Source organism: Prosthecobacter sp. (assembly GCF_044227185.1).
In the GTDB taxonomy this organism is placed as follows: Bacteria; Verrucomicrobiota; Verrucomicrobiia; order Verrucomicrobiales; family Verrucomicrobiaceae; genus Prosthecobacter.
Genome location: NZ_JBGAFO010000017.1, coordinates 106,085 through 127,544 on the forward strand (window position 1 = coordinate 106,085; position 21,460 = coordinate 127,544).

Annotated in this window: 7 protein-coding genes; 1 reads left to right on the forward strand and 6 read right to left on the reverse strand. The window is 63.8% G+C overall.

Going from position 1 to position 21,460, the window contains the following annotated elements:
- Positions 1–127: 127 nt before the first annotated feature.
- From ACILSQ_RS28910 to ACILSQ_RS28930, 5 genes are all read right to left on the reverse strand, one after another.
- On the reverse strand, positions 128–6,334 hold the full coding sequence (locus tag ACILSQ_RS28910) for an autotransporter-associated beta strand repeat-containing protein (RefSeq protein WP_395747178.1): 6,207 nt from the start codon (positions 6,332–6,334) through the stop codon (positions 128–130).
- 418 nt (positions 6,335–6,752) lie between these two features.
- Complete coding sequence (locus ACILSQ_RS28915; protein ID WP_395747179.1) at positions 6,753–12,947, reverse strand: autotransporter-associated beta strand repeat-containing protein; 6,195 nt, start codon at positions 12,945–12,947, stop codon at positions 6,753–6,755.
- Between the two features lie 74 nt (positions 12,948–13,021).
- The gene (locus ACILSQ_RS28920; protein WP_395747180.1) at positions 13,022–15,595 is read right to left on the reverse strand and encodes a protein kinase domain-containing protein; all 2,574 of its coding nucleotides are present in this window, start codon (positions 15,593–15,595) and stop codon (positions 13,022–13,024) included.
- A 16-nt stretch (positions 15,596–15,611) separates the two neighbouring features.
- The gene (locus ACILSQ_RS28925; protein ID WP_395747181.1) at positions 15,612–18,203 is read right to left on the reverse strand and encodes a protein kinase domain-containing protein; all 2,592 of its coding nucleotides are present in this window, start codon (positions 18,201–18,203) and stop codon (positions 15,612–15,614) included.
- A gap of 33 nt (positions 18,204–18,236) precedes the next feature.
- Positions 18,237–19,007 (reverse strand): RNA polymerase sigma factor, encoded by a 771-nt coding sequence (locus tag ACILSQ_RS28930; protein ID WP_395747182.1) that lies wholly within the window; start codon positions 19,005–19,007, stop codon positions 18,237–18,239.
- 94 nt (positions 19,008–19,101) lie between these two features.
- Here ACILSQ_RS28930 and bioA point away from each other — a divergent pair, with 94 nt between their 5' ends.
- Entirely contained in the window at positions 19,102–20,367 is a 1,266-nt protein-coding gene (gene bioA, locus ACILSQ_RS28935; RefSeq protein ID WP_395747183.1) for an adenosylmethionine--8-amino-7-oxononanoate transaminase, read from the forward strand.
- On the opposite strand, the gene ACILSQ_RS28940 is transcribed toward bioA, so the two are convergent.
- Entirely contained in the window at positions 20,339–21,451 is a 1,113-nt protein-coding gene (locus ACILSQ_RS28940) for an anion permease (RefSeq protein WP_395747184.1), read from the reverse strand. The two genes, bioA and ACILSQ_RS28940, sit on opposite strands and share 29 nt — an antisense overlap.
- Between the last annotated feature and the right edge of the window lie 9 nt (positions 21,452–21,460).

Below are 21,460 nucleotides of genomic sequence, written 5' to 3' on the forward strand. Positions count from 1 at the left end.
CATTCAGGAAGACCGCGCCTGCGTTGATCTCAATCTCAATCTTAATCTCAAAAAACGAGCGCTGTCCCCGCCGCTGCATGAATGACTCGCATTTCATCCACACAGACGGCGGGGAAGCTACACACCACTAAAAGTTCACACGGATGCCCGCCTTGGCGTACTGCATGCTCTGGTTGCCGAAGTGCCCTTCGTAGCCCACATACGCCGTCACCGCTTTCGCGATCGCGTAGCTCGCGTTCACCTGCGCCACCGCCTGCGTGTTCCCCGTGCTCGCGAAGTTCACCCCGTAGCTCGCTGACGGCACCGACGCCACGTTCACCGCCATCTGGCTCTTCGTGTTCTGCAGGTACTGCTGCACCGACAACGACACTTCCAGGTTGACCCCCCTCCCCGCCAGCTCCGTGCTCCACAGCGCTGACACACCAGCCTCCGCCATGAACCGGTTGTTGTGGTAGCCTCCCACGTTGAGCGCATCGATCGCCCCCGTCTCGTTGAACCCTCCCACCCGCGAGTTCGAGTAGCTCAGCGACACCCGCGGCGCGATCGACACCCCGCCCACTCTCCACCCCTTGTACTGCACCCCCAGGAAGCCCACATAGCTCGTCACATCCGTCGAGCCCGTCACCGTTCCGTTCACCGTCTGCCTCTTGAGGTCCATGCTCTGCTGGTTGAACCCAAAGCTGCCAAAGAACGTGAAGCTCTTCGCCACCACGTAGCGGCCGAACACCATCGCTCCCCAGCCCTCCGAGCTCGCGCTGCCCAAAGACGCACGGATGCTCCCCTGGCTCATGCTCCCGGCGATGCCAAACACATAGTCCTCAGACGCCAGCAGGTTCATCCCCGCGTAGTAGTCATTGCGCGTGGCTTTCGCCGAATCCGGTGTGTTGAGGTTCGCATACGTGTAGCCCATGAACACCGACATCGTCTCCGGCACCTGGCTCAGGCTGTCCTCGCCGATCTCGGCGGGGATGTAGTTCATCGGCGAAACGCGGTCCTGGATGCTGCGCACCAGCACCTGATTGCCCATGAACGCGTAGTCCGCCAGAGAGCCATAGTACTCCGGCGTGTACTTGGCCAGGTCGGCCGAGGAGCCGCCGGCGGCATCGATGATCTGCAAAGCCAGCTGGCCTGCCGTTTTTGACGAGTCGATCTGGTTCTGGCCCACAAAGGCCGCGTTGAAGATCGCCGCTGCCGCGCCGCGCTGATTGTCGGTGGCGCCGAGGTCCGCAAAGGTGTTTGTGGAGCTGTTCAGCCCCGTGGTGGTCAGCAGGCCGGTGTTCACGTCGAGAACAAAGCCGGCCGAATTGGCATTCACCGGGCCCGATCCTGTCGGGTCAAATGTCACCGTCGTAAAGGTGCCGGCGAGAGGAAGGATGGGCACCGTGCCCAGGGGACCGGAGATGATCTGGAATGCGTCGCCTTGCTTCGGCACAAAGCCTCCAAACCCCTGCACGTTCAGCGTGCCGCCAATCGTAAGCGTCGCACCGGGGGCGATGCGCACCTGGTCAAAGTCGGTGCCGCCCACGCCGCCGAGGCCGGCGAGCTGCGCATTAAAGACACCGCCGAGTGTCGGGGCGGGGCCCGCGCCAGTCAGGTCGGTCACGCCAGGCGAGAAGCCGGGAGACAATGTCCCCAGGATAATGACCTTTCCAGTACCGATGAAGGTGATGTTCCCTGCGATCGTCGAGCCCACGGGAAGCACAAAATCATTGCTGCCGATGTTGATGACGCCGCCGGTTTTATCCAGGCTGGTCAGCGTGGTGAAGGTGATCGTGCCGCCGCCGCTCAGGTCCAGGACACTGCCGTTGGCGATGGTGATCGTAGTGCTGTTCAGGGTGGCGCCGCTGCCAATCGTCAGGCCGTTGTCGATCTCCGTGCTCTGTGTGGTCGTCGTGCCGCTGCCCAGCGTGAATGAGCCACCGCTGCCGCCGCTGCTGCCCACCGTGAGGTTGGTGTCAGGAGCATCCAGGATGCCGGTGAAGTTGCCGCCATCCGCCACGATCAGCGCGTTGCCATTCGTATGGATGGTGCCGGAGCCCAGCAGCGTCTGGAAGGTTTCCGTCCCCCCGGGAGTGTAGTCCAGGTTGAGCGTGCCGTTCACCGTCACGGTGGCGGAGTTCAGGATCAGCTCCGGCGCCTTCAGATTGAGAACGCTCTCGGCATTCACCACCACCGTCTCCGCCGCGCTGCTGCCATACAGGTTCACCGTGCCGTTGGTGGTGAGGGTGCCGCTGCCCAGGCTGGTGTTCACCACGGAGCCGTCATTCAGGTTGTAGTTCAGCGCGTTCAGCTTGCCGGGCCCGTTGAGCGTGCCCGTGCTGGTGTAGGATTTCACCGTGTCGTCGGTGGAGCCCAGGTTGATCGTCCCGTCATTGCTGATCGCCGCCATTGCGGAAAGCCCGCCTGCCTTGCTGTCCAGGGTCACCCCGGAGGCAATGTTCACTTCCTTGCTCGCCAGGCTGCCGGTCAGATCCACGCTCCCGCCATTGAAGTTGGTGATGCCCGTGTAGGTGTTGTCTCCCGAAAGCGTAAGCTTGCCGGTGCCCGTCTTGCTGAGGATCGATTCATCGGTGCCGCTGATGACGCCGGAGAAGGTGCTGTCCACATTGGAATACGTGGCCAGCGTGTTGGACTGCAGGTTGATGCTGCCGGCGCCCGAAATGCTGCTCAGCGTTTCATTGCCGCCAAGCAGGAAGGTGGCTCCCGAGGCCACAATGAGATCCGAGGCGTTGGCGATGCGCTCATTGCCGGAGGTGGCCAGCGTGCCCGCGTTCACCGTCGTGTCGCCCGTGTAGGTGTTGGCTCCGGAAAGCGTCAGTTTGCCCTTGCCCTGCTTGGTCAGTGAACCGCCCGTTCCCGCCACAATGCCGCCGTCGCTGATGACTCCCGCCATCGTCGTGTCGCCGTCATTGCCTGCCGTGAGGTTCTTCGCACCGAGGAACACTTGGGAACCCGTCACGCCCGCGATCGACGCAATCGTTTCGCCATCGGCGGTGATGCCGGAGATGTCCAGAACGCCCATGGCGCTGGAGAGATTCACCGCGCTGGAATCCGAAAGCGAACCGCCCGCCGAGAGTGCCAGCGTTCCATCAGAGATGGTGGTGGCACCGGTGTAGGTGTTTGCGCCCGTGAAGGTCATGGTGCCGCTGCCGGTTTTGGTGAAGGACCCGCCCGTCCCGCTGAGGCTGCCCGCCACCGTGGTGTTGTTGGAGTCACCCGCCGTCAGGTTTTTCGCGCCCAGCACCACGGAGGAACCCGCCACGCTGGCGAGAGAGGCCACCGTTTCACTGCCGGCGCTGATGGCCGAGATGTCCAGCTTGCTGCTTGCATCCGTCAGGCTCACCGCGGTGCTGTCTGCCAGAGATCCCGCTCCGGAAAGCGCCAGCGTACCTGCGGCCACGGTCGTGGCGCCGGTGTAGGTGTTCGCCGCCGTCAGCGTCAGCTTGCCGCTGCCGGTCTTGGTGAAGGAGCCGCCGCTGCCGCTGATGACACCTGCCATCGTCGTGTCGCTCGATCCGCCCGCAGTCAGGTTCTTGCTGCCCAGCACCGCCTTCGATCCGCTCACTCCCGCGATCGAGCCGATCGTCTCGCCGCTGGCGTTGATGCCAGAGATGTCAAACGTCCCGCCCGCCCCCGTGATGTTCATGGCAGATGCAGCCGCCAGCGAGCCGCTGCCAGTGAGCGCCAGCGTGCCCGCGCTGATCGTCGTGCCGCCCGAGTAAGTGTTCACGGCTGTCAGCGTCAGTGTGCCACTGCCCTGTTTCGTCAGCGATCCGCTGGTTCCACCGTAGATGCCGCCGTCGCTGATGACACCCGCCACCGTGGTGCTGCTGCTGTCGCCCACCGTCAGGTTCTTCGCACCCAGGCTCACCGTGGTGCTCGTTCCTGCGGTCAGGGAGGCCAGCGTCTGTCCCGTGGCGATCAGACCCGAGATGTCAAAGCTCGTTCCGTTCGCCAGCGTCAGCGCCATCGTGTTCACCAGAGAGCCCGCTGAGGCCAGCGCCAGTCCGCCGCCGTTCACCGTCGTCGCACCCGTGTAGGTGTTCGCACCCGTCAGCACCACGGTGCCCTTGTGCGTGGCATCCCCCAGCGTCAGAGAGCCGTTGGAGATCACCCCGCTCAGCACCGCATAGTCCACATTGGCGGTCGTTCCGCTCAGCGTGGCATCATTCGCCACCACCAGGATCGTACGGTTGTCGTTGTTGAGGTTGATGTTGTTGTTAAACAGCACCTTGTTCGTGGCATACACGGAGCCAAAGACCAGCGCGTTGTTGTTCGGCACAAAGCTGTTCGCCGCCCACTTCATCGTCTGCCCGTTGCTCAGATTCACCGTCAGGTCGCCGTTCACGGCGGCAAAACCTCCGCTGCCAGTCCATTGCAGGCGGTTGCTCTGGGTTCCCACAAAGCGCGTGATGCTCCCTTCCGTCCCGTCCGCCATCAGCACCGCGTCAGACGTCGTCGTGCCCGCCAGGTTGATGTTGCTGTCCCAGTAGATGCCGGAGCCGTCTGTCGCCTGCAGCGTGCCGCCCTGGATGATCGTCTGTCCGGAGTACACATTGGCGCCGTTGAACTGCACCAGCCCGCTCATGATGTGCACATCCGCGCCTGCACCCGAGGGGATCTTGCTCGTGCCGCCGGAGGGAATGATGGACGACGCGCTGTCATCCGCGATCGAGGTGTTGTACGGATTCCCGTTGAAGGTGATGGTATGTCCCGCGCCAGGATCCAGCAGCAGCGTGCCGCCGGTCATCAGAAAGATGTCCGTTCCCACTCCGATCCCGCTCACACCGTCCGTCGTGTTGGCACCGCTCGCTGCCTGCCCCTGCCCGCCACGTGCGCCGTTGCCGTCAAACAACGCGTCTCCCGTGATGTGCAGTGTGGCTCCCGAACGCACAAAGATGGCTCCGCCGAAGCCCGAGCCGCCAGAACCACCGCCGGCCACCGTGTTATAGCCGCTGCCGCCGGCTCCGGCACCGCCGCCAAAGCCTCCCACTCCCCCGCTCCCACCGCTGCCATCCAGGCCGTCCGGACGGCTTCCGGAAAGCTCGCTCCATCCGGAGAAGCTCGGGGTGGGATCAGAGACCGTGGTCACTGCCGGATGGTACGTGCCGTTGACCGTTCGCTCGGTATAAAAGGACGCCGTCGTATTGTAGTTCGCTCCCTGGGGATCCGTGTTTTGCACCGGGTTGCCCTGGTCATCTTCACCCACGTGACGCTGCACCTGGTCATAGTAGGCGGGTGTCGTGCTGACAGACCCCTGGTTGCCAGACACCGGAAGAAGGGCGGAAGGGAGACCCCAGCTCGCTCCCGCGCCGCCTGTACCGCCGGCACCGCCGGCACCGCCACCAGCTCCAAACCCGCCCATGCCGCCGGATCCGCCATTGCCGGCGTCACCACCAGCCGCGCCACCCACTCCAGCCAGCAGAGAGCCCACTCCCGGCTGCCCTCCTGCGCCACCATCGCCACCGCTGCCACCGGGCGCGCCACCAAAGCCAAAGGCGCTGTTCCCGCCCTGGCCGCCGGAGCCTGCCGTGCCTCCATAGCCGATCTGGCCCGCTGCCAGCGCGGTGTCAAAAGTCACCACCGCTGTGATCGCGGACGCGAGGTTGATCACTTTCACCGCCACTTCGGCGGCATCACCGGCTGCCACGTTTGCGGTCAGCGGGTTCGCCGCGTCTGCCGCGGTTTCTGTCGTGCCTGCTGTCAGGTCGATCGTGGCCGCCACCACCGCCGCCAGCAGCAGCGGGTTGCTGCTGCCACCATGCGTGCCGTCGCTGCCGTTTCCGCCGGCACCGCCGAATCCCACGGCGCTGCTGGTCCCGTTCCCGCCGCGGCTGCCGTTTGCGCCGTTGATGTCCGCCAGCATGTCATACGGCGGCGTGTAGCCGTTGCTGCCAGATGCGGCCGCCGCCCCATTGTTGAAGAGATTGTTCAGGGAGCCGCCATACTGCCCCACGCCCCCGTTGCCCCCCTGGACGGTGTTGGAAAGAAAATTCACGTTGTTCAGCGTCACCGTCGCTCCCGTGTTGATGAACAATGCGCCTCCCATCCCCGCTCCGCCGCCGCTGCCGTCTCCCCCATGCGTGGAGAAGTTCTGCAGCGTCACGTCGCTGATGTTCAAGGTTCCCGAGCTCACAAAGTAGCCGGTGCTGCTGTTGCCATCGATGATGCCGTTGCTGTCCGCATCGGCACTGGTGATGCTGTGGGTGCCGGTCAGGATTGTTCCTGGCACGACATCAGCCACCGTTTTCTGCGGCAGCGCTAGATGGAGCGATAAAACCGCCGCAAGCGCCGCTTGCGGGATTTTCTTGAGGTGCGAGTATTTCCTTCTCATGTTTGGTGTGTTTGATATTGAGAATATGTCAATTGTTGACATTTCTAACACTTGCTAATAAATGTAAAATTCATCATCCCGTAAGGCTCGGCTTAGCGTCATAGCTTTGAGCAGAGACGGAAAAACTCCCCCGCTCACGCCTTCGGGTCGCGCCCAAAAATGAAAGATAACCCATTGGGGTTCAATGGTGATGAAGGCTCCCGTGGTGGCCGGTTTTAAGGACAGGAGCGGCCTGCACTGGAAGCGTGCAAAGCCCCCTACCCCCCCTTTCGGATAAGCCATTTCCCGTACATGGAACAGGCGCGACCCCCATGAAAAGGTCGCGCCTGTTGTGGATCAAAGCTGTCTGAGCTGCTCCCCGCCACTGGCTGGATGACTGGCGGTCATCCAGCCGGGCGGCGGAAAGCTTCCAAACCGCTTAGAAGTTGATGCGGATGCCCGCCTTCGCGTACTGCATGCTCTGGTTGCCGAAGTGCCCTTCGTAACCCACATACGCCGTCACCGCTTTCGCGATCGCGTAGCTCGCGTTCACCTGCGCCACCGCCTGCGTGTTCCCCGTCCCTGCGAAGTTCACCCCGTAGCTTGCTGACGGCACCGACGCCACGTTCACCGCCATCTGGCTCTTCGTGTTCTGCAGGTACTGCTGCACCGATGCCGACACTTCCAGGTTGAACCCTCTCCCCGCCAGCTCCGTGCTCCACAGCGCCGACACACCAGCCTCCGCCATGAAACGGTTGTTGTGGTAGCCTCCCACGTTGAGCGCATCAATCGCCCCCGTCTCGTTGAACCCTCCCACCCGCGAGTTCGAGTAGCTCAGCGACACCCGCGGCGCGATCGACACCCCGCCCACTTTCCACCCTTTGTACTGCACCCCCAGGAAGCCCACGTAGCTCGTCACATCCGTCGAGCCCGTCACCGTCCCGTTCACCGTCTGCCTCTTGAGGTCCATGCTCTGCTGGTTGAACCCAAAGCTGCCAAAGAACGTGAAGCTCTTCGCCACCACATAGCGGCCGAACATCATCGCTCCCCAGCCGGTGGAGGTCGCGCTGCCCAGCGCCGCATGAATGCTGCCCTGGCTCATGCTGCCGGCGATGCCAAACACGTAGTCCTCCGACGCCAGCAGGTTCACACCCGCATAGTAGTCGTTGCGCGTGGCTTTCGCCGCGTCCGCCGTGTTGAGGTTGGCATACGTGTAGCCCATGAACACCGACATCGTCTCCGGCACCTGGCTCAGGCTGTCCTCGCCGATCTCGGCGGGGATATAGTTCATCGGCGACACACGGTCCTGGATGCTGCGCACCAGCACCTGGTTGCCCATGAAGGCGTAGTCCGCCAGGGAGCCGTAGTAATCCGGCGTGTACTTGGCCAGGTCGCCCGCCGAGTTGCCAATGGAGTCCGTGATCTGCAGCGCCAGCTTGCCCTCCGTTGTGGACGAGTTGATCTGGTTCTGGTGTCCCGCCGTTGCTACGGCGAAGATGGCGGCCGCGGCAGCCTTCTGGTTGTCGTTGCTTCCCAGATCAGCGTAGCTGCTGGTGGGGCCGTTGAGACCCGTGGTGGTGATTTTACCCGTGTTCAGGTCGAAGACAAAACCCGCGGCGTTCGGGTTCACGACGCCTGTTCCGGTGGGATCATATGTCACCGTGGCAAAACTGCCCGTGAGAGCGATCGAGCCAAAGTGCCCGGCCAGGTCAGCCGTGTTGGTGGAGATCACCTGGAACGAGTTGCCCTGCGCAGGCTGGAAGGCCGGACCCGGAACAGGACTGGTGCCGGAAACATTCAGCGTGCCAGCGACGGTGAGAGATCCAGGAACGCGCTTCTGGTCAAAATCCACGCCGTCCACGCCGGTGTTTGCAGCGAGCTGCACATTGAAAATACTGGCTCCGTTGTCAGCCTGCGCGCCGCCCGGCAGCACCGTGAAGCCCGGGGAGAAACCGGGCGCGATGGTGCCATTGTTGATCACGTGCCCGGTGCCAACGAAGATGATGTTCCCCTGCAGCGTGGAACCCACCGGAATGATGAAGTCATTCGAGCCGATGTTGATGATGGCCGGAGCGTCACCTTTCACGCTGGTCAGGGTGGTGAAGGTGATCGTGCCGCCGCCGCTGAGGTCCAGCGTGCTGCCATTGGCGATGGTGATCGTGGTGCTGTTCAGCGTCGCTCCGCTCTTGATGGTGAGGCCGCTGTCGATCTCGGTGCTCTGCGTGGTGGTCACGCCTCCGCCGAGGGTCAGCCCGCCGCCGCCGCCACCGCCACCGCTGCCGCCGCCCGTGGTGAGCGTGGCGCCGGCAGCGTCCAGCGTGCCGGTGAAGTTGCCGCCGTCCGCCACGATGAGCGCATTGCCGTTGGTATGAATGATGCCGGAGCCCAGAAGAGTCTGGAAGGTTTCCGTGCCAGCCGGCGTGTAGTCGAGGTTCAGCGTGCCGTTGACCGTGACGCTGGCGGAGTTCAGGATCAGCTCAGGAGCCTTGAGGTTCAGCACGCTTGAGGCATTCACCACAATCGTTGCCGCCGCGCTCGTGCCATAGAGATCCACCGTGCCGTTGGTGGTGATCGTGCCCGCGCCCAGGTTGGCATGCACCACCGAACCATCGTTGAGGTTGTAGTTCAACGCGTTCAGCGTGCCGGGACCGTTGATCGTGCCGGTGCTGGTGTAGGATTTGACCGTGTCATCGGTGGACCCAAGGTTGATGGTGCCGTTGTTGGTCAGGTCGGCAGAGGCGGAGAGGCCTCCTGCCTTGCTGTCCAGAATCACGCCGGAGGCCACATTGACCACCTTGCTCTCCAGGCTGCCCGTCAGATCCACGCTGCCGCCGTTGAAGTTGCTCGTCCCGGTGTAGGTGCTGGCTCCCGAAAGCGTCAGCTTGCCGGTTCCTGTCTTGGTGAAGATGGAACTGTCCGTTCCACTCATCACTCCAGAGAAGGTGGTGTCCACATCCGAATTGCTGGTCAGCGAGTTGGACAGCAGGTTGATGCTGCCCGCGCCCGAGATGCTGCTCAGCGTCTCATTGCCGCCAAGCTGGAACGCCGCGCCCGCGGCCACGATGAGGTCCGAGGCGTTGGCAATGCGCTCATTGCCGGAGGTGATCAGCGTGCCCGCTTTCACCGTCGTGTCGCCCGTGTAGGTGTTGGCTCCGGAAAGCGTCAGCTTGCCCGCTCCCTGCTTGGTCAGTGAACCGCCGGTTCCCGCCACGATGCCGCCATCGCTGATGACGCCTGCCATCGTCGTGTCGCTTGCGTCACCCGCCGTCAGATTCTTCGCGCCAAGGAACACCTTGGAGCCTGCCACGCCAGCGATCGACGCAATCGTTTCGCTCGCGGCAGTGATGCCGGAGATGTCCAGCACGCCAGTGGCGCTGCTGAGGTTCACCGCGCTGAGGTCCGAGAGAGAACCGCCCGCCGAGAGTGCCAGCGTACCATCAGAGATGGTGGTGGCACCGGTGTAGGTGTCGGCTCCCGTGAAGGTCGTCGTGCCGCTGCCGGTCTTGGTGAAAGAGCCGCCCGTGCCGCTGATGGTCCCTGCCACCGTCGTGTCCGTGGAATCGCCCGCCGTGAGGTTTTTCGCGCCCAGAACCACGGAGGAACCCGCAACGCTGGCGATGGACGCCACCGTTTCGCTGCTGTCGGTTTTCGCCGAGATGTCAAAGGTGCTGCTCGCATCCGTCATTTTCACCGCACTGGTGTCTGCGATCGAGCCCGCTGCCGAAAGCGCCAGCGTGCCGGCGGCGATGGTCGTGTCGCTCGTGTAGGTGTTGGCTGCGGTCAGCGTCAGTTTGCCGCTGCCGGTCTTGGTCAGGGAGCCGCCGCTGCCGCTGATGACACCTGCCATCGTTGTGTCGGCGCTGCCGCCTGCGGTCAGCTTCTTCGCGCCCAGAACTGCCTGGGAGCCTGCCACGCCCGCGATGGAGCCAATCGTTTCGCCGTCAGCATTGATCGCCGAGATGTCGAAGGTGCCGGTGGCGCCCGTAATGTTCACGGGTGAGGTATCCGCCAGCGAGCCGTCTCCCGCGAGCGCCACTGTGCCGTCGGTGATGGTGGTGGCGCCCGTATAGGTGTTGGCCGCCGTCAGAGTCATGGTACCGCTGCCCTGCTTGGTCACGGAACCGCCGTCACCGCTGATGACACCTGCCACCGTGGTGCTGGTGGAGTCACCCGTCGTGAGATTTTTTGCGCCGAGGACCACGGATGAACCCGTGGCTGCCGTCAGCGAGGCAATGGTCTGGCTGCTGGCACCAATGCCAGAGATGTCAAAGCTGGTGCCGGTGGCGAGATTCACCGCCGTTGAACCGGACAAAGAACCGCTGCCTGAAAGCACCAGACCACCGCCGTTGATCGTGGTGGCGCCGGTGTAGGTGTTTTTTCCTGTCAGCACAACAATGCCGCTGTGACCAAGATCACCGAGGGTCAGCGAACCGTTGGAGATGATGCCGTTCATGACGGCATAGTCGCTGTTGGCCGCGGCCCCGCTGAGGCCCGCGTCGTTCGCTGTCACCAAAATCGTACGGTTCCCGCCGTTGAGATTGATGTTGTTTTGGAAATTCACCACGTCCGTGGAGTAAAGCGAGCCAAACACCAGCGCGCTGCCGGTCGCCACAAAGTTTCCGCTGCCCCAGGTCATCGTCTGGTTGTTGCTGAGCTTGACATTGAGCACGCCGCCAGATGCCGCGAAGCCACCGCTGCCCGTCCACTGCACACGGTTGCTTTGCGTCCCGACATAGCGCGTGAAATCCCCGTTCGACATCAGAACGGCGTCGGGGGAGGCTTTGACGTCGGCAAAGTTGATGTTGCTGTCAAAGTAGATTCCAGTGCCGTCCTGGGCCTGCAACGTGCCGCCCTCAAGGATGGTCTGCCCGGAGTAGAGATTCGTACCGTTGAACTGCACCAGACCGCTCACGATGTGGATGTCCGCTCCCTGGCCTGTCGGCGTGGGGGTGCCCACTCCGGAGGGTACGCTGTCGTCCACGATGGAACTGCCAGAAGGATCGCCGTTGAATGTGATGACGTTGCCGGCACCCGGCGCAAGAATCACCGTCGAGCCCTTCATCATGAACAAATCGGAGCCCCCGGCAGCGCCGCCGGCTCCAGCCGTCGTGCTTCCATCCGCCGCCTGGCCTTTGCCACCATGCGCGCCGTTGCCATCAAACAAGGCGTTGCCAGTGATGGTGAGAGTCGCCCCTGAGCGCACAAAGATAGCACCGCCGTAGCCGCTGCCGCCGCTGCCACCGGCCACGAGCGTTCCTGGGGCGGTGCCGCTCGCTCCCGCGCCTGCGCCAAATCCGCCGCTGCCACCACTGCCCGCTGCACCATCCAGGCCGTCTGGGCGGGAGCCGCCCTGGCTCGCCGCAATCGCTGCCGTGCCGGGAGTCTTGAGGTACTGGATGGTCTTCTCTGGAGAAGTCACCTGAGATGTCACCAGCACGTCGGGAGTCAGAGGATTGTTGTCGTTATCAAAGAAGTAGGGAGTTATCGCAGCCTTGAGATTGGCATCAAGTTCCACCCAGGAGCCATCGGCTGCTGTGTAACCCTTGTCATAGACCGCCGGGACGACGATTGTTTCGTACACAGGATCGACAGCGGCCACGCCTGCGGAAGCTGACCAGCCCGCGCCACCACCACCAAGGCCGCCATTGCCGCCCTTGCCGCCACCGGCACCAAAACCGCCCATGCCGCCGTTGCCACCATCTCCGGCATCGCCGCCGGCAGCCCCTCCGTGATAGGCCGAACCACTCCAGTTGGCCCCCCCCGTTCCACCGTTGCCGCCGTTACCGCCGGCTGCACCGCCAAAACCGAAGCCGCTGTTGCCGCCCATGCCACCTTTGCCAGCGGCTCCGCCCAGGCCGATCTGACCGTCAGACAACGACTTGTCAAAATCGACCAGAGCCGCAATCGAGTTGCCCAGATTAATGCCCGCACTGATCAGGTTCGCCGTGAGGCCGACAGCGACATTTGCCGTAAATGGGTTGGAACCGGCATCCACCACATCAGTCACCCACGCGACCAGGTCCGTGCTGGCCGTCACGGTAGCCAGGATCAAGGACGCGCTGCGGTCACCTCCGTCACCTCCCGCTCCGCCATTGCCACCGGCCCCGCCAAAGCCAGTGAGGCTGTTGGCACCATTGTAACCCTTGGTGCCGGTTGTACCTCCGATGTCGGTAAAGGAGGTTTGGGTCGGCGTGTACCCGTTGGCTCCGCTGGCAGCGGAGGCGCCGGTGTTAAACATGTTGTTCAGTGATCCGCCGACATTTCCCACCCCACCCTGGCCGCCAGTCACGTTGTTGGAGAGGAAGTTGACATTGTTGAGGGTCACCGAGGCTCCCGAATTGATAAACAAAGCTCCCCCCATGCCGGCGCCTCCCCCGCTGCCCGCACCGCCGGTCGTCTGAAAGTTTTGCAGGGTCACGTTGCTGATGTTGAGGCTGCCGGAAGTGACAAAGTAGCCTGTGCCGCTGTTGCCACTGATGGTGCCGCCAGCGCCATCCAGTGTGTTGGCGCCGGTCAATGGAACCCCTGCAAGGGGATCCACCGCGTAGGCCGGTTTCAAGACGAGTGTCAGCGACATGATCGCTGCGAGCGCCGCTCGCGGCACTTTTCGGAATAGGGTGTGTCGTGTTTTCATGGGTATGCACGGGTTCGTGCATCCGCCATCCACAGCTTCCCTCCGCCCGTGTTACCTCCGGACTAAAAAAAAATTTACCCCCCCGCCGTTTTCTGCGCCACCAGCGCCTGTTCCGCCTCTGCCAGCCGCTTTTTGGCCTTGGGCAGAGCCCAGCCAGTCAGCCCGTCTCCCTTCTTTCCACGCTTCTCAAAAACCTGCACCACCTCCCGCAGCAGCGGCGCCGCCTCCGCCGCCCGGTGCTGGTTGATCAATGTTTCCGCCAGATTGGAGACGTCCGCAAACCGCCGCAGCGTGTCCCCCTTTTCCTTGTCCATCATCGCCACCAGCTCCCGCAGCGCCTTCTCAGCGCGGGCGTGCTTTTTCAGCAGCCGCAGCGTCAGGGCGTGCTCGCGCAGGAGGTCTTCGGCCTCGGGCGGCAGGCTGCCGTCCCGCCCTCTCACCCGCTCCAGCCAGGCCTCTCCCATGGCCTCTCCTTCCGCCTTTCGTCCCATGTCGTTCAGGGCGATGATGCAGGCCTCCACCCGAAACAGCGTCATGGCATGCAGCGGGCCCAGCGCCTGATCGCAAACCCGGACGGCATCCCGCAGCAGCGCCAGCCGTTCGTCCAGCCGCCCCCGGCTCAGCAGTGTTTCCGACTGCTTGCGTAGGCACCCGCTGGCAAAATCGTTGTCCGGACCCACCGAGTTCCAGTAGCATTCCAAAGCCGTGGCGGCGGCGCTCACCGCCTCATCCCACAATTCAGCCTCCCGGCACAGCCTGGCCAGCTTGTCATACGTGAATGCCGTGCGCAGATGATCCGGCCCCAGGCGCTGCCGGGCAAACTGGCAGCACTCCCGGCTGAGCTTCAGCCCCTCCTCCCGGCGGCCGGAGTAGAAAACGGCGTCTGCATACAAAAAGTGAGTTTTGACCACAACACCGGGGTCCAAAAAGGTGCTGACATCCGCGGCCGCACCGGCCTCTGCCAGAAGCGCCACTGCCTCCTGCGCCCCGGCCTGCCCTGAGGCGATCAGCGCCTGCGCGAGATCGATCATGATAAAGACCGTCTCCGCATGCTTGTCCCCGAAATAGCGCCGCTTCCAGGCCAGCACCTCACGAAACTCGGCGATGGCCTCCGCGGAACCCAGGTTTAAAAGGGAGGTTTTGGAAACCAGCGCAGCGCGGATCAGCCACACCGCCGGGTCGTCCGGGCCCAGCTGCTTTCTCGCCTCCGCCAGCGCCTCCTGACAGGCGGCGATGGACTCCTTGTTCGAATAGACCAGGGAAATGCCGTTGAGGAGGCTGGCTTTCCTCACCGGGTCTCCCTGAAACTCATGGATGCGCACCAGGAGCTGCTTCCGCATTTCCTCCATGTCAATGTGCCGGCCCTGGCTGAGCTCATCCAGCCCGTTGACCGTGTCCAAAATCATCGCGGAGACCTCCTCCGCCTCCGCCTCGTTCTTCAGCGCCACTTTCTCGGCCTGCTGTGCTATCACCATCTGCCACAGCGCCACCCCCGTGCCCGCCACCAGGGAAAACGAGGTGCCCACGATGGCCAGCGCCGCCGCCTTGTGCCGCAGCGCCAGCTTCCACAGCCTCTCTCCCGTTCCCACCGCCCTGGACTGGATCGGCTGCCCCGCCAGAAAGCGCTCCAGCTCATCCGCCAGAAATCCCGCGCTCGGCAGCCGCCGCGCTGGCTGCTTTTCCAGGCAGCGCAGGATCAGCGTCGCCAGGTCCGGCTGCACACGCTGCAGCGAGCTCGCGGAGACACTCTGCGGCCGCGCTTCTCCGCTCTTCGGCCCCCTCCTCACCGTCAGCTTCCCGCTGGAGCTCAGCTCCGGCTCCTCCTGCGTGATCCGCCTCATCACCTCCACCGCGCTCCCGCCCGTGAACGGAAGCTGGTCCGTCAGCATCTGAAACAGCATCACCCCCAGCGCCCACACATCACTCGCCGTGGTGACTTCCTTCATTTTTCCCGCCGCCTGCTCCGGGCTCATGTAGTGCGGTGTGCCCACATGCGCGTTGCTCCGTGTCAGTTGAAACTCCGCGTCCAGCAGCTTCGCCAGCCCAAAGTCGGACAGCATCGGCCTCCCCGCCACATCCAGCAGGATGTTCGCCGGCTTCAGGTCACGATGCAGCACCCCGCGCTCGTGCGCATGCTGCACCGCACGCGCGATCTTCACCATGAACGTCGCCGCCTCCCGGTCAGGCATGATCCCCCGCTTTTTCAACCGTTCCGCCAGCGATCCCCCCTCCGCCAGCCTCATCGTGAAATACGGCATCCCATCCTCCTCGCCGCTCTCATAGATCGGCACGATGTCCGGGTGGTCCAGCTGCGCGATGGCCTGCGTCTCCGCCTTGAACCGCGCCGCCTCCTCCCGTGTGGCAAAGTGCGCATGCCTCACCACTTTCAAGGCCACCACCCGCTTCAGCTTCAGGTCCTCCGCTTCATACACGATGCCCATCCCCCCGCTGGCGATCTCCCTCACCAGCCGGTAGCCCGCAAACTCACACGGCAGGCTCAGCGTGCGCACTGACGCAGCCGCCTCCGGCCCGCCTTCCGCCGCCACCTCCAGCCCCTCCTGCAGCAGGCACACCAGGCACACACCGTCCCGCTCCAGCCGTCCGGAGCAGACGGGGCAGTAGGGGGACTGGTGGTCAGCAGGACTCATCATCACCTTTGATACTTCAACGCCCGGTCTCTTTTTCCACCAGGCGGTCCATTTCTGTGCGCTGCAGGATTCGGGCCGCCTTTTCCATGAAGGGCCCGGCCACCCGCGGATTTTCACTCCTCTTTTGTTCGCAGGCAACGATGAGCCGCCGGGCGAGCATCCCCGCCTCATGGGCTCGGCCGCGTTCCAGCAGGGCGTCTGCCAGGGGCAGAAAGCGTGCGAGGGAGGGGAGATCGTCGGGCAGCCGTGTCATCAAGGCCGGAAGCTCCTGCAACAAGGTGCTCGCGTCCGCGGTGCGGCCCATTTTCAGAAGCGTCAGGGACTGCTGGACGAGCAGGCCCGCAGCCTCGGGCGGCAGCAGGCCTCCGATCAACCGCACACGCTCCAGCCAGGAGCGGCCCAGTGCCTGCGACTCCGCATCCTGTCCCATCTGGCGCAATGTGGCCAGCAGGGCCTCCACCCGCAGCAGCGTGTAGTCATGGACCGGTCCAAGCTGCTGATCGCACACCTTCACCTCGCTGCGCAGCAGTTCCAGGTTGCCGGCGGGATCACCCGACTTCACCAGCGTCTGACTCAGGGCTTTGACAGTGGCCTTGGCCCTCACATAATCCGGCCCCACCGTGTGCCAGTAGATGTCCATCGCACGCCGCCCGCACTGGATCGACTCCCGCACCAGTCCCTCGTCGCGGCAGTGCTTTGCCAGACGTCCATAAGCACGGCCGGTGATCGAATGTCCGGCGCCGTACTTTTCCATGGCGAAGGCGCAGGTTTCACGTCCCAGGTTTAAAGCCTCCGTCTTTCTTCCCAGGCCGTAAATCGCCGTCATCAGCTCAATGCGCCCCACAATGATGTCGAAGTCATCAGCCTTCTTTTTGTAGTTCACCAGACACGACAGCAGCAGCGCCTCGGCCTCCTGCAGAGCTTCCCGGCTTTTCACCTCCTGCACCAGCTCCTCAGCCAGCGCAAATTTGGTTTTGTAGATCTGCGCGTCATCCGCAGCCAGGTGCGACTCCTGCCAGGCAATGACCCGGCGCAGTTCATCGCGGGATTCCCGGCCCTGCGTGCTTGCAGCATCGGTCATGTGCATCTCTTTCAGCGCCACCCTGTAGCGCATGCACCACAGCAGCGGATCGTCGGCGTCCGGCCGGGCCTCCATCTCCGCCAGCGCTTCATGGTAGATCTGCAGGTCCGCCGGCTTGTTCAGGAATCTGGACATCTCCTCCAGCATCGCCGCCTTGCGTCTCGGATCGCCCTGAAACCCGCTCACTCGTTGCAGCAGTTCCACCCGCACCTGCTCCGGGCCCACGCCGCGGCCCATCAAATGCTCGTCCGTGTCATGCACCGCCCCCAGGATGATGGACGCGATCTCGTCCGACTCTTGTTTTTGCTTCAGTGCGACACGTTCCGCCGCACGCGCCTTCACCGCCTGATAGACCGCCACCACGCTGCCCACGATCAGCGAAGCTGAGACGCCGAGGATCGCCAGCGTGGCCGCCTTGTTGCGCAGCGTCAGCTTCCACAGTCGCTCAAACGAGCCCACGGAACGCGACTGAATCGGCTGGCCGGCCAAAAACCGCTCCAGTTCATCCGCCAGAAACCCCGCGCTCGGCAGCCGCCGCGCCGGCTGCTTTTCCAGGCAGCGCAAAATCAAGGTCGCCAGATCCGGCTGCACTCGCCTCAGGGTGCTCGCAGAGACATTTTGCGGCCTCACTTCACTGGATTTCGGCTCCTTCCTTGCTGTCAGCTTTCCCGTGGAGCTGATCTCCGGCTCCTCCTGCGTGATCCGCCTCATCACCTCCACCGCGCTCCCTCCGGTGAAGGGGAGCTGGTCTGTGAGCATCTGGTATAAGATGACACCCAGCGCCCACACATCACTGGCCGTTGTCACCTGCTTCGATTTCCCCGCCGCCTGCTCCGGGCTCATGTAGTGCGGCGTGCCCACATGCGCGTTGCTTCGCGTCAGTTGAAATTCCGCGTCCAGCAGCTTCGCCAGCCCAAAGTCGGACAGCATCGGTTTTCCCGCCACATCCAGCAGGATGTTCGCCGGCTTCAAGTCCCGATGCAGCACCCCGTGCTCGTGCGCATGCTGCACCGCACGCGCGATCTTCACCATGAACGTCGCCGCCTCCCGGTCAGGCATGATCCCCCGCTTCTTCAACCGTTCCGCCAGCGATCCCCCCTCCGCCAGCCGCATCGTGAAATATGGCATCCCATCCTCCTCGCCGCTCTCATAGATCGGCACGATGTCCGGGTGGTCCAGCTGGGCGATGGCCTGCGTCTCCGCCCTGAACCGCGCCGCCTCCTCCCGTGTGGCGAAGTGCGCGTGACGCACCACCTTGAGGGCGACGACGCGCTTGAGTTTGAGATCCTCCGCTTCATACACGATCCCCATCCCCCCGCTGGCGATCTCCCTCACCAGCCGGTAGCCCGCAAACTCACATGGCAGCGTCAAGGACCTCGTGGACGGCGCAGCCCCTGCCTCATCCTCCTCCGCCCCGGGCTCCAGCCCCTCCTGCAGCAGGCACACCAGGCAGACGCCGTCCCGCTCCAGCCGTCCGGAGCAGACGGGGCAGTGGGGTGGCTCGGGGGTGGGGGCGGCGGCGCTCATGCAGAGGGATGAAATAGACGGTTCCAAGGCGCCTCACGCAGCCATGGACAGCAGGCTCACCAGATAGCGCAGCTCGTCGTCCACCTCTTCATCCTTTGAAACAATGCTTCTCACCTCCATGCGCAGCAAGACCCCAAAACGCCGCCGCAGGTCCGTGGCGGCCTTGCGCACCGCGCCATGAGACATCCCATGCCGGCCCGCCATTTCCTCCCAGTCCGGCCCCTCGCCATGGCTGGCAAAGGTCCGCTGCCGCAGTTCCAGCAAAAACTCGCTGCGCTCCCGCTGCTTCAGCTCCTCCTCCAGGCGCTTCATCACATGATCCACCAGCGCACGCGCCCAGCCGCGGTCAAACGCTTTGTCCGGGGACTGCCCCTCCACGAGCGCCGGGTCCTCCATCTCCCCCTCCACCACATCCAGTGACAGCAGTGTCGCGCCACCTCCGCGTTTGGCCGCCTGGCTGCGGTGGCGTTCGTTGTGCAGCCAGTTCGTGAAGCAGCGCAGCAGAAAGCTCCGAAACCGCACCTCCCCCCGCTGCACGTTCCTCAGCATGTCGCTCGACAGCAGATGCTCGAAAAAACCCTGCACCTCATCCGAAGCCTCTTCGTGCGAAGAACCCCGCTGCCGCGCAAACACATACAACGGCCGCCAGTACGCCCGCGCCAGCCTTTCCAGCCCGGCCAGCACATCCTCCTCCTGCTTCGCCGCCTGGATCATCGACCACAGGGTCACGGGAAACAGCCCGCTGTTCCCTGCGAGCTGACTCGCAGGGTGTGAATGATTGGGAGCGGACAGGTGCGATTCCATCATCCTTAAGCAGCCAGAGAGACTAATTCCTTTGAAAATTTAAACAACATCGGTTCATCAGGAAAGGATGCTGTTGTAAGAAGAACGCAAGACGATGCCTCCCCTATCGGACCTTCCCACTCTCGACAAACAGCACCTCTGGCACCCCTTTACCCCCATGCGCCAGTGGTGTGCGCCAGACCACACCCCCCTCATGCTCGTCCAGGGCCGCGGCTGCACCCTGCGCGACCAGTTCGGCCGGGAGTACCTCGACGGCAACGCCTCCATCTGGACCAACATCCACGGCCACGCCCATCCCGCCATCAATGCCGCCATCGTCGCCCAGCTAGGCCGGGTGGCCCACACCTCCTTCCTCGGCTTCACCCACGAGCCCGCCATCAGGCTTGCAAAGGAGCTCGTCGAGCTCCTCCCCGGCAGCAAAATCACCCGCGCCTTCTTCACCGACAACGGCTCCACCGCCATCGAGTCCGCCGTCCGCATGGCCCTGCAGTACTGGAAGCAGAACGGCCGGCCGCAGCGCGACACCCTCATCGCCTTTGACCGCGCCTACCACGGCGACACCCTCGGCGCCGCCAGTCTCGGCGGCATCCCTCTTTTCAAGGGCAGCGGCAACGACTTCGGCTACCGCGTCATCACCGTTCCGAGTCTCGACTCCTTGACCGCCGATGACCGCTCCCGCATCGCCGCCGTCGTCATCGAACCCCTCATCCAGGGCGCCGCCGGCATGCGCCTCTGGCCCCAGGGCATGCTCAAAAATCTGGACGCCTGGTGCTCCGCGCAGGACGTCTTCCTCATCCTGGATGAAGTCATGACCGGTTTTGGTCGCACCGGCAAAATGTTCGCCTGCCAGCACGAAGACGTCGTCCCCGACTTCCTCTGCCTCGCCAAAGGTCTCACCGGCGGTTACCTCCCCCTCGCCGTCACCCTCACCACCGAGCGCGTCTTTGACGGCTTCCTCGGCGAACCCCACGAAGGCCGCACCTTCTTCTACGGCCACAGCTACGCCGGCAGCCAGCTCGGCTGCGCCGCCGCCCTCGCCAGCCTCCAAATCTTCCGCGATGAGCACCTCCTGGAACAGCTCCCCGCCAAAATCGCCCGAATGGGCGAACTGATGGCGGATCTCCCCGGCTACCGCCAGTGCGGCATGATCGCCGCCATCACCCTCGACTCCCCCGACCCCGGCCTCGGCGCAAAGGTCTGCCTCGCCGCCCGCAGCCACGGCCTCCTCACCCGCCCCATCGCCAACACCATCGTCCTCATGCCCCCCCTCTGCATCACCCTGGAGGAAATCGACCGCATGGTGGCGGCTCTCCGCGCAGCCTTGGTGGAGGTTAGGCCACCGGCGTGCCAAACATCTTAAACAGCAGGTACCCCAGCAGCGCGGTGACCGGGATGGTCAGGACCCAAGCCCAGATGATACGTGTGACGACTCCCCATTTGATGGCGTTGAGGCGCTTCGCCGCGCCCACGCCCATGATGCTCGTGGTGATGGCATGCGTCGTGGAAACCGGCATGCCGTAGTGAGCTGCCGCGAGCAGCACCGTGGCCGCGGTCGTCTCCGCCGCAAACCCGTGCACCGGCTGCAGTTTCACCAGCTTGTGGCCCAGCGTCTTGATGATCCGCCAGCCGCCGGCCGCCGTCCCGGCCGCCATGACCAGGGCGCAGGTCACCTTGATCCAGACCGGGATCTGATCGCTCTTCGCCCCCAGCGAATCAATGCGGAGGAAGCCCAGCCAGTCCGGAATATTCGCCAGGTCGCCGGCCTTGGTCCCTGCCACCAGCGCCAGGGCGATGATCCCCATCGTCTTCTGCGCATCGTTCATCCCATGGCTGAACCCCATGCCGGCCGCGCTGACGATCTGCAGCTTGCCAAACCAGGCGCCAACCATGCGCGGCTTCAGCCATCCAAAAAAATGATTCAACGTCGAGATCAGCAGGTACAAAAATGACATGATCAGGAACCCGAGCACAAGCCCGGCAAGCGGAGAACTGACCATGGGCACCACCACCTTGTAAAGAATGCCGCTGCCGTCATACCAGTGCTTGCCCGCTTCCGGCGCCTTGGACCAGATGAGCACGGACCAGTTGCCGCTCGCGGTCGCCAGCGTGGCTCCCGCCAGCCCTCCCACCAGCGCGTGGCTGGAGCTCGAAGGCAGGCCAAACCACCAGGTGATCAGGTTCCAGATGATGCCGCCCACCAGCGCGCAGATGATCGTCTGCGCGGTGACATACGCGGAGTCCACCAGCCCGGAGGAAATCGTCTTTGCCACCGCCGTGCCAAACAGCGCGCCGACCAGGTTCGTCAAGGCGGCCAGGGCAATCGCCATGCGCGGCGTCAGCACCTTCGTGGACACCACGGTCGCGATGGAGTTGGCGGTGTCGTGGAAGCCGTTGATGTACTCGAAGATCAACGCCACCAGCACCACGGAAAGAACGAGGGTCATGCGCGGTGG